The 9,366-nt window shown below is 45.5% G+C and carries 15 protein-coding genes and 1 pseudogene; 5 read left to right on the top strand and 11 right to left on the bottom strand.

The window, feature by feature from the left end; genetic code table 11:
* Positions 1-181: 181 nt before the first annotated feature.
* The 3 genes from NDA03_RS25555 to NDA03_RS25545 are packed head-to-tail and all read right to left on the bottom strand — an operon-like array spanning position 182 to position 1,973.
* Positions 182-694, bottom strand: a complete 513-nt coding sequence (locus NDA03_RS25555) for a hypothetical protein (RefSeq protein ID WP_348239524.1) — start codon at positions 692-694, stop codon at positions 182-184.
* Positions 672-1,562 carry a hypothetical protein gene (locus tag NDA03_RS25550; RefSeq protein ID WP_348239523.1) on the bottom strand — a complete coding sequence of 297 codons (891 nt, stop codon included), beginning with the start codon at positions 1,560-1,562 and terminating at the stop codon, positions 672-674. The genes NDA03_RS25555 and NDA03_RS25550 overlap by 23 nt, the downstream gene beginning before the upstream one ends.
* Before the next feature lie 3 nt (positions 1,563-1,565).
* The gene (locus NDA03_RS25545) at positions 1,566-1,973 is read right to left on the bottom strand and encodes a hypothetical protein (protein ID WP_348239522.1); all 408 of its coding nucleotides are present in this window, start codon (positions 1,971-1,973) and stop codon (positions 1,566-1,568) included.
* A 277-nt stretch (positions 1,974-2,250) separates the two neighbouring features.
* Here NDA03_RS25545 and NDA03_RS25540 point away from each other — a divergent pair, with 277 nt between their 5' ends.
* Positions 2,251-2,394 (top strand): hypothetical protein, encoded by a 144-nt coding sequence (locus NDA03_RS25540; RefSeq protein WP_348239521.1) that lies wholly within the window; start codon positions 2,251-2,253, stop codon positions 2,392-2,394.
* A gap of 33 nt (positions 2,395-2,427) precedes the next feature.
* Here NDA03_RS25540 and NDA03_RS25535 read toward each other — a convergent pair whose 3' ends face one another.
* The 4 genes from NDA03_RS25535 to NDA03_RS25520 form a co-directional block, all read right to left on the bottom strand.
* Complete coding sequence (locus tag NDA03_RS25535; protein WP_348239520.1) at positions 2,428-2,751, bottom strand: XisI protein; 324 nt, start codon at positions 2,749-2,751, stop codon at positions 2,428-2,430.
* A gap of 251 nt (positions 2,752-3,002) precedes the next feature.
* On the bottom strand, positions 3,003-3,446 hold the full coding sequence (locus NDA03_RS25530) for a hypothetical protein (RefSeq protein ID WP_348239519.1): 444 nt from the start codon (positions 3,444-3,446) through the stop codon (positions 3,003-3,005).
* Between the two features lie 196 nt (positions 3,447-3,642).
* Positions 3,643-4,083, bottom strand: a complete 441-nt coding sequence (locus tag NDA03_RS25525) for a hypothetical protein (protein ID WP_348239518.1) — start codon at positions 4,081-4,083, stop codon at positions 3,643-3,645.
* A gap of 87 nt (positions 4,084-4,170) precedes the next feature.
* Positions 4,171-4,296: a hypothetical protein gene (locus NDA03_RS25520; protein ID WP_277881817.1), complete on the bottom strand. Its 126-nt coding sequence runs from the start codon at positions 4,294-4,296 to the stop codon at positions 4,171-4,173.
* A gap of 24 nt (positions 4,297-4,320) precedes the next feature.
* Here NDA03_RS25520 and NDA03_RS25515 point away from each other — a divergent pair, with 24 nt between their 5' ends.
* Positions 4,321-4,959 carry a VTT domain-containing protein gene (locus tag NDA03_RS25515; RefSeq protein ID WP_348239517.1) on the top strand — a complete coding sequence of 213 codons (639 nt, stop codon included), beginning with the start codon at positions 4,321-4,323 and terminating at the stop codon, positions 4,957-4,959.
* Positions 4,960-4,966: 7 nt separating this feature from the next.
* On the opposite strand, the gene NDA03_RS25510 is transcribed toward NDA03_RS25515, so the two are convergent.
* Positions 4,967-5,185: a hypothetical protein gene (locus NDA03_RS25510; protein WP_348239516.1), complete on the bottom strand. Its 219-nt coding sequence runs from the start codon at positions 5,183-5,185 to the stop codon at positions 4,967-4,969.
* Between the two features lie 33 nt (positions 5,186-5,218).
* On the opposite strand from NDA03_RS25510, the gene NDA03_RS25505 reads away from it, so the two are divergent.
* Both NDA03_RS25505 and NDA03_RS25500 read left to right on the top strand, forming a co-directional pair.
* Positions 5,219-5,605, top strand: a complete 387-nt coding sequence (locus tag NDA03_RS25505) for a hypothetical protein (RefSeq protein ID WP_348239515.1) — start codon at positions 5,219-5,221, stop codon at positions 5,603-5,605.
* Positions 5,606-5,658: 53 nt separating this feature from the next.
* A pseudogene (locus tag NDA03_RS25500) lies at positions 5,659-6,003 on the top strand (HNH endonuclease signature motif containing protein); the annotation flags it as partial.
* A 218-nt stretch (positions 6,004-6,221) separates the two neighbouring features.
* Here the strand turns inward: NDA03_RS25500 and NDA03_RS25495 are convergent.
* The 3 genes from NDA03_RS25495 to NDA03_RS25485 all read right to left on the bottom strand — a co-directional run bounded on the left by NDA03_RS25495 (position 6,222) and on the right by NDA03_RS25485 (position 8,537).
* Positions 6,222-6,626 (bottom strand): fasciclin domain-containing protein, encoded by a 405-nt coding sequence (locus NDA03_RS25495; RefSeq protein WP_190444781.1) that lies wholly within the window; start codon positions 6,624-6,626, stop codon positions 6,222-6,224.
* A gap of 614 nt (positions 6,627-7,240) precedes the next feature.
* Positions 7,241-7,654 (bottom strand): hypothetical protein, encoded by a 414-nt coding sequence (locus NDA03_RS25490; RefSeq protein WP_348239514.1) that lies wholly within the window; start codon positions 7,652-7,654, stop codon positions 7,241-7,243.
* On the bottom strand, positions 7,644-8,537 hold the full coding sequence (locus NDA03_RS25485) for a pirin family protein (RefSeq protein WP_348239513.1): 894 nt from the start codon (positions 8,535-8,537) through the stop codon (positions 7,644-7,646). The genes NDA03_RS25490 and NDA03_RS25485 overlap by 11 nt, the downstream gene beginning before the upstream one ends.
* Positions 8,538-8,827: 290 nt before the next feature.
* Here NDA03_RS25485 and NDA03_RS25480 point away from each other — a divergent pair, with 290 nt between their 5' ends.
* A complete protein-coding gene (locus NDA03_RS25480) occupies positions 8,828-9,364 on the top strand; it encodes a PadR family transcriptional regulator (protein WP_348239512.1) in 537 nt (178 codons plus the stop codon).
* Positions 9,365-9,366 lie beyond the last annotated feature (2 nt).

The raw sequence follows: 9,366 nt of genomic DNA, 5'->3' as shown, positions 1-9,366 counted from the left end.
AAATAAGGCACAAGCCTGTTCCTGTACAGGTTGGTTTTCCTCACATCAACCCAACCTACTGTCGCGTCTAGTCTAATTTATTGGGTACAGCAATTATCGGAATTCAGTCAAAAGGCACTTTTAGGGATTGTTCTAACCCAGCAGTTGAGACTAGACGCGCTACTACGCCGACGACGGGCGATTACTTCAAGTTTGGAATCTCTTGGTCTAGCTGAACAGTGTAATAAGCAATCTCTCTAACCTTAGATAAGGAAATAGGAATTCCCAAAGTTTTGTAGCCTACGTTCTGAACTTCTTTGTCCTTAGCTTCCAAGCGATATCGCCAGATAAGGTTTCTCATTTTTCCAGGCTCAACTACTAGAATTTCCATTGAAGGAAGTAGAAATATCCAGTAGTCAGCCTGTGATCGCCATCCCCAACCAGGAATATCTTGATTGTCTACGGAAACAGTTTCAAAAAACAAATTTCCTGTTCTAGAGGAGGCTAAATCAAATTTGTATTCAACACTGGCTGTGGTTCCGTCTGGACGCATCAAGATTCTATCTATACAATTCTCTTGGTATTTCTTGACTCCAGAAACATCTAAAATATTGTAGGTAGTTCCAAGCCATTTGTCGAGGATTCCTGCGCCATGTTTACCTATTAATTCTTGGCTCTTGAAATCATATATCTTACTCTTGTTCTGAATTGTCATTTTCGTCTGCTCCTCCTTGGTCATACAACATTGGAATCGTGAGCTGAACACCACCATCGTGAATATGGATAGGAATTCCACAGTATCTCGAAATCCACTTAATCCAATTCTTCAACGTTTGTGAACGACGATTACTTGTATCAGCGCCTCGCAATATTTCTGGAAACGTTAGATTTTTAACTAGCTCATCATTTAGTACCAGTCCATCATTGAGTTGACCTCCTCTTTCCGAAACAGCAGCAAGGATTCGCCAAACGAGGGGATAATTTAACATAGCTTCAATAAGTAGCCTGAATTGCAAGTCTTGATCTGGTGCCTCAGCAATTAACCTTCCTTTTTCAGTCAGTTCTGTTAACCATTTATTGCCTTGCCGTTTATTCGTAATCAGTTTTAGTTGTTCTAGAGTGTGTTTTGCATACTGCCCGTGTCGCGAAATGTACTGCTTCTTTTTGCCTCGATGCCCTAAGTTGTAGCCTAAATCATATGAATCTGTTACTCCTTGATGAATCAAGACAAGAGCCTTAACTATCTTTTTTGGTTGATCATACTGGGGGCTTGACTCTACAACATTTTTGTCATCCCAGTCATCTGCAATTTTAAATCTCTGTTTGAACACGTCTGCTGCCTTCACTTTCACATCAATTAGCAACACTTCATTCTTTGTAAAGTCAGGTCTGTAGAATAAATTGCAAGTGACTCCAGAAATTTTATTGGTGTTGACATCATAAAAATCTGTCTTGCTGAAGTGACCATCCCTTTTCAGAATCACTAGAAACTGATTTAGCTCTCGACAGACCTCAGAAGGAAAATACTTCTCTAGATTGTTCAGCTTTTTTTGAAGCTCTGGAGTAGCGCAGATTTTGAACATCAATCATTTCTCCTCTAGTAAATTTTCTAGTTTAATAAGACCGCTCTCTATAGCAAGAAGTTTGTGAGCGACCTCTGAAATTGGGATTGGAAGATAATTCGCGAGACGAGGACTAACAAAAGCAACAGCTCTGCGCGTGTGATACGTTACATAAATGCAATCAACATCAACCTGCAAATCCTCCCAACATTCCGTCATATGTAGCCGGAAATCCGATAAAGACATTTCCCGACTCTTACTGATAGCGCCATCTTGTTCCGCTTGTTCCAAATCTTTTAAAGGCACTAAGAATGCAACTACTTGACCGTAATAAGTAGCAGCAATTCTTTTCATCCCTAGTTGAACCTGACGCTTGAATTTTGGCAGGCTCTCTCTTAGGTCTGACAGTGGGAGCTGCTTGAAAGAACTCACAGGGTTTTCCTCTCAATCGGATAGTACAAACATACTATTTTAGTGTTTAACTAAGTGTTCTATAACGCAAGATAGCGTTATATATCATGTTTGTCAAGTATGACAGATAGTAGTTATTGTATTTGTGTTACATTTTGCAGCTTAAAGCATTGTCCAGAAAGGATTTAAGCTTGTTAAAATTTTAGAATATAAAACGTTTAGGAGAGATGTGGTTGTTTGCCCTATAGTTGAGATCGCCATCTGTTGTACTCAACTGAGCCAACTATAATTGGTGAGCATGAGCAAGAGACTCTCAGGTAAGGGCATGACGAGGGTCGCTATCTTGCCAGTATTTGATGCCAATGGTGAGAAGCTTATCGTGCGATCGCATCCTCGAACAAACAGAGCGATCGCATCTTTGCTAAGTTTTCGCTGCACGTAGAAGCGCGATCGCTAGCTGGTCATAACTTTGAGTTTAGGCCGTTGCAGCAGTTTGCTCTTCAGGGAGAAATGCCAGAACAATTCGCTCTCTTGGAATACCTGCGGCGATTAAGTCTTTGGTTATTCCCTGTTCCATCCCGTCATATTCCACCCAAACCTTGCCCTCACTCAGAGTCACATAAATCAAATTTCCCCTAACTCGTCGTCCTCTATCCCAACCCACCTGCATCAGCGCATAGCGGTTTTGCGTGTCGTCAAATACCGTGTCGAGACGAATATTACCGTGAGAAGGCTTGAACTGGGCGTATCGTTGAATTACTTGCTTTACAATGTCCCGTTCTTGAGTGGTGGTATCCATTGCTTCACCTCTTGCGCCACTACATCTACAATAAGCAATTTCATCGGTAACTCACGCCTCACCAACTCACCAATCGGTTCCCTATGCGAACTGACTCTTTCAACGCTAGGCTAACGCCTCGCTTCGCTGTTTTCATGCCCAAAGGGCTGTACGACACGATCGCATTCTTGCTAAATTTTGGCTGCACATAGAAGCGCGATCACATCCTCAAACAAACTTGCGCGATCGCTTTTGGTGGAAGATTTCCTGTCTTATCTGACGCTCACCTGACGCTTGAATACTGTCTCACTTAACCAACCACTATTCGGGTATTCGTGGATTACTTCAACTTGGTACTTGCCAGGGGTAAGCTTGTTAAGATTCGCTTCATAGCGGAAATTGCCGACCATGAGGATACATCCACCAGTCTCACGTGGACGGATGGTAACGCGCACTGTTACTTTCTTACCTTTGCGTTCCGCTGCACCGCTGAGCTTCTGGCAAGGAGTTGATGCGGATAGGTCTGTACGAACTGTAATATTTCCTGCGCCACCTTTTGCACTCACCAAAGGACGTTCTAACACTTGCCCAGGCGTACCCGGTTGAACGATGAAACGAAACCAGTCTGCTTGAGAAGGCGTGTTCGTTGAGGACACATTCAAGGCATTGGACGCCAAAAGAGAAGCGAATACACTGGCGAGTAGCAGAGTCTTCATGGTCGGTTTCTATTAATAAAAGAAAAAAGATTGGAGCGTGCCATGCTTTAACCTGTATGACACTCAGCATCACTTCTCAGTTCCCTTCAACAGCGATCGCATTCATCATCCGCACTTGCGATCGCAACCTCAAACAAACTTGCGCGAACTGACTTGTCAGCGCAACGCGATCGCTCTTGGTGGAAGATTTCCTGTCTTATCTTACGCTCACCTTACGCTTGAATACTGTTCCACTTGGCCAACCATTATTCACATAATCGTGGATTACTTCAACCTGGTACTTGCCAGGGGTAAGCTTGTTAAGAGTCGCTTCATAGCGAAAATTGCCGATTGTAGCGATACATCCACCCTCAGGTTGACGGATAGTAACACGCACTGTTACTTTCTTGCCTTTGCGTTCCGCCGCACCGCTGAGCTTCTGGCAAGGATCTGATGCAGATAGGTCTGTACGAATTACAATACTACCCGCGCCACCTTTTGCACTCACCAAAGGACGTTCTAACGCTTGCCCTGACGTACGTGGTTGAGCAATGAAACGAAACCAGTCAGCTTGAGAAGGCGTGTTCGTTGAGGACACATTCAAGGGATTAGACGCCAAAAAAGAAGCGAATACACTGGCGAGTAGCAGAGTCTTCATGGTCGGTTGCTATTAATAAAAGGAAAAAAGATTGGAGCGTGCCATGCTTTAACCTTTATGACACTCAGCATCACTTCTCAGTTCCCTTCAACAGCGATCGCATTCATCACCCGCACTTGCGATCGTAACCTCAAATAAACTTGCGCGAACTGACTTGTCAGCGCAACGCGATCGCTCCATCACGGTGCCATCAATTTCATGCAACCATACCAAATAGGTTTCGAGTAGTTGAGCCGCATGAAATACAACTGGATAAAAATTCTGCGCTGGTTTGCGATTGGAGTTCTCATTACTTTAGCAATCTGGCTGCTCAACAAATATGGGATTGAGCAAGTTCGAGAACAGGTGGAGCAGTTTGGCATCTGGGCACCCGCGATCGTGTTTGGGCTGCGCTTTACCAGTATCATCGTGCCAGTGCTTCCAGGTACTGCTTACGCGATTTTAGCAGGAGGTCTGTTTGGGTTCGCTCAAGGATTGCTAGTCGTTGCGTTGGCAGATTTAGCCTCCTGTACGTTCAATTTCTATATTGCTCGTCGTTACGGACGAGGTTTAGTAGAGCGATTTGTCGGTCAGCAATTTATGGAAAAAGTCGATCGCCTCGCTCAACAACATTTAGAAGGCAACTTTTTCCTGATGACGGGTCTTTTGATGACCGGACTGTTTGATTTTGTCGCTTATGCTGCCGGAATGACTACAATGCGTTGGCAAAGCTATTTCTTAGCCCTTATCGTCAGCATTCTGATTGCCAAACCGCTTTGGGTCGCTGCTGGCGCTGGAATCTTTGAAGGCAGTCAGTTACTCTTAGGCTTTGCGATCCTCGGAGCATTTGGCATCGGCATCGTCACCGCTATTGTCCAACGCCAGTCGAAGCAATGACGATCCGCTAGGTGCTGCATGGCAGCGATCCGATAAACGCGATCGCATCCTCGAACAAACTTGCGCGAACTGACTCTTTCAGCGCGAGGCTAACGCCTCGCTTCGCTGTTTTCATGCCCAAAGGGCTGTACGCGATCGCATCCCTGCTAAATTTTGGCTGCACGTAGAAGCGCGATCGCCTGTCGTTATAGTTTGAGTTTAGGCAGTTGCGGTAATCTTGCTCCAACTATAATTGGACAAAAGGCTCTCAGGTAAAGACATGACTACAGTCGCTATCTTGCCAGTATCTGATGCCAATGGCGAGAGGCTTTATCGAGTGATTGCGCTTGGCGCACGCTCCGCGAACGCAGGTGATAAGCAATCAACAGGTAAAACCGCAGGTGAAGCGCTCGATGCGTTAACTGCTCAGTTAGAAGGTAGCGAATCGGGTACGTTACTGCTTATCCAGAGTTTTCGTCCTGACTGGTTTTTTAGTGCTGGGGAGCAACAGCGTTTATCAGAGTTGATGAGTTTGTGGCGAACAGCACGCGATCGCGGACAGGCGCTACCTCCAGAACAACAAGCAGAGTTAGATAGACTTGTTGAGGCTGAATTAAAAGCAGCCACAGCCCGAACAGCAGCTTTGGTGCAACAACTGAGTCAATGAACCCTTTCTATACTCTAGTCGCTGACCGCGCTGCTCATTGATGTGAATATTGTCATGCTCCAGAGCTAGTTTTCAACTTCCCGTTTGAAGTCGAACATATTGTCCCTCTTTACCGAGGCGGCGCTGATGCCGAATTTAATCTCGCTCTTGCTTGTCGCTGCTGCAATCTTCGGAAAGGAACTCGCATTAGTGGAATCGATCCTGAATCCGGCACGGAAGTTCGTCTGTTTAATCCAAGGCAAGACCAATGGGACGACCATTTCCAAGTAGACAGCGATTCTGGAACGCTTGTGGGAAAAACACCCATTGGAAGAGTAACAATTGCTTATTTAGAGATGAATAGCCAAGCACAAGTAACGGCGCGGCAGCTATGGATTCGTCTAAGTTTATTTCCTTAACACTACCTATATCGTCATGGGCGATAAGCCGAATGACTAGCTTATAGTAAGCTATGCAAACTGACGAGTTAGCGCAACGCGATCGCATATTAACCGTAAGATCGCTTGAGAAATGTACTCGCAACTTTCCCATAGGGAAAACACATTTAAATAGTTGTGGGGCAGCGATTATAAATAATCGCTGCCCCACACAGAGTATTCACTATTTCTTGCGTTACTTACGCAGGAAGCAATACTGTGTCAATGACGTGGATGACACCATTATCAGCAGCAACATCCGCTGTTGCAACTGTTGCATCATTCACTTTGACGCCACCATTGGAAGCATCAATTTTCACATCTGAACCCTGAACTGTAGTAGCTGACTTCAGCTTAACTACGTCAGCTGCCATCACTTTGCCGGAAACGACATGATAGGTCAGGATTTGCTTAAGCTTCGGAATATCTTGAAGCAAAGAATCTACTGTACCTGCGGGAAGTTTAGCGAAAGCTTCATCAGTAGGCGCAAACACAGTGAAGGGACCAGCGCCTTGTAGTGTATCAACCAAACCAGCAGCTTTGACGGCAGCAACTAGGGTGTTAAATGAACCAGCCTGAACGGCGGTATCAACGATATTAGCCAAGTTTTTTACCTAGTTTTTTGTCTCTTGTTAACAACTATAAAGTTTATTTTAATAAATTGTCTGTACCTTTAGGCATATCCCCAATTTGTTGAGTCGAGAGCCACACAAATACTAGATATCGTTTATACTAACAAAGTCATAGATTTGATTTAGGTTAAGTTGAGTTTATGCAAAAGTTATAGGATAAAGTTCAACTTTATTTAAGAAGATTACTGGGCGCTTTTATAACAATAATTACTGAGAGAGCCTACATTACTGCAAATGCAGTCGAGGCACCAGTCCCTCATATTTTTAATATAAATTCATGTAGTTTTATTCTACTCTTGCTAGAGTAACTTGCTCGGCTGCATTTAGCAAATGTAAAACGCTGGAAACCTGAAGCAGCGATTCAGCGAAAGCAGATTTTCGGTTCTGTATTTTCTGTTCTGTAAGAGTAAGTGTGATTGGGAAAAGCCCAGCGCCTGTCTGAAGAGATGCCGAAAGTTGCTAAGCGCGATCGCATACTTCTCTCAAATGAAGCCTAGATCGTTGCTTGCACTAAAGGACTCTCCAAGATTTCCCTACACATAGAAAAGCACCGCAAGTTACTTGCGGTGCTTTTCCTTCACTTGTCCTTATTTATCAGATGCAAGAAGCTCTGATACCGCTGCGTGTGCTAACACAACGCCCGGTTCGCGTTGGAAAGCATTGTAGTATTTCCGGGCAAATTCATTGCCTAGCTCTGACGGCGTCAGCAGCGTGCGGGCATTGGTAATCAGATTTTGGATATCATCCAGCGATACAGGTTCATCGCTAGAGAGCATTTCATCAATTTGCACAACCAGCTCAGAAAGGCGATGCAGCCACGCAAATTGTTCGTGCTCAATCACGAGTTTCAGGAGTTCTGTGTTGGATACCCGTCCGCGCACCTGTTCGTAAGTGATGCGTTCTGTGTCAAGCAACACCCGGTGGAGGTGCAGCAATTTGTTCCGCAGATCGCGCAGATATTGATGTTGATGTATTCGTTGTAGCAGTGTGTTAGAAGTCAATGGAACCCATCCTCCCGTTACGATAATCTTCAATTGCTTGAACAATTTCTGCTTGGGTATTCATTACGAATGGCCCGTAGCGGACAACTGGCTCGTTTAGCGGTACGCCAGCAATGAGCAACACGTCCAATGGCGATCGCGCATCCGATGGATTTGAAATTGCTACTTCCTCACCATCTTGTGCAAACAACACCATCTGCCCATCTCCTGCGCGTTCCTTGTCTGCACCAAACAAACCTTCTCCATCTAGCACGTATATAAAGGCATTGTATTCTTTTGGCACAGGCTGAACCACTGTTCCGCCCGGTTGGAGCGTGAAGTGCAGGTACATTATCGGAGTCTGCGTTGCGATCGCGGACTTCACTCCCAGCGCTTCTCCAGCGATCGCTTTTACCGTTACCAAGCCATCATCAGTCTGAGCCGTGGGAATTTGCCCCGCCGAGATTTCCTGATAACGAGGTTTCATCATCTTGTCCTGCCGAGGCAGATTGACCCAAAGTTGCAGTCCGTGAAGCCGTCCGCCAGTCCGAGCAAATTCTCGCTCTGGCATTTCTGAATGGACAACACCCGCTCCTGCTGTCATCCACTGCACATCACCAGCACCCAACTGTCCTGCATGACCCTGTGAATCTTTGTGTTCCAAACGCCCTTCAAGGACATAGGAAACCGTCTCAAAGCCCCGATGGGGATGATCCGGCGCTCCTTTTGCTTGACCTGGCTCAAAATCAACCGGCCCTAATTCATCAAGGAGGAGGAAGGGGTCGAAGTGGGAAAAGGCACTTTTAGGGAATGGGCGGCGCACAAGCATCCCTTCACCTTCCAGCGTTTCGACACTGTTAATGATGCCTGCAACCGTTCGCATCGTTCGTATTTGAGTCGTCATCAACTGTCTCCTTGATGCCTTCGTTTTTAGTTTTATAACAAGCAAGGCGAAGAATATGCGGATAACCCGCTCTTGTAGAGTCTGAAAGCCTATCCACGGGTCATAAACCCCGGACAGCAAGAAGCGGGTGCCCTGTTTAACTCAAGACCTATTTGTTGGGTTCTTTGTCGGAGCTAACCATGATTAATTTCATCTTTTTGACTAATCTTATATTCGATTAGTCCTATATTAGCATAAGATCATAAGTAACCAATAGAGCTTCCACTACTTCATTCTTCGGAAAACCGTCTATGTCTCTAGCACACGCAATTCTGGGTTTACTTCAGCAAGAAGAGAGGACGGGTTACGACCTGAAAACAAGCTGCTTCGATCGATGTATTGCTCACTTGTGGCCCGCAGACCAAGCACAAATCTACAGAACCCTCGATAAACTGGTTGGGCAAGGTTGGATTACCTGTACTGTAGAAATTCAGAGCGATCGCCCAAATCGCAAAGTTTACAGCGTGACGGAGGCAGGACAAGCCGAATTAATCCGATGGCTGCAATGCCCTCAGCCCTTGCCAACCGTGCGAGATCCGTTGCTCGTTCAGTTGCATTTCGCAGCCCAGTTACCGGATGAAGCTATCCTTCAACTGTTAGAGGAGCAACTAGCCGCACGCCACCAAAAGCTTGCTGAGTGTGAAAATATTGAATTGCCAACCCTTAGCGATCGCTCTGCGAGCCGCGAGCAGATTCTGCAACGGCTCGGACTAGAATTAGCGATCCGCAGAGAACAAACTTACATTGATTGGCTCAAGACTGCTATAGAAGCGATCGGGAACGCATAATG

Source organism: Trichocoleus sp. Lan, from assembly GCF_039961855.1.
Taxonomy (GTDB): domain Bacteria; phylum Cyanobacteriota; class Cyanobacteriia; order Cyanobacteriales; family FACHB-T130; genus FACHB-T130.
Note: the sequence above shows the minus strand (reverse complement) of the source record. Positions and strands in the feature narration are given on the sequence as shown.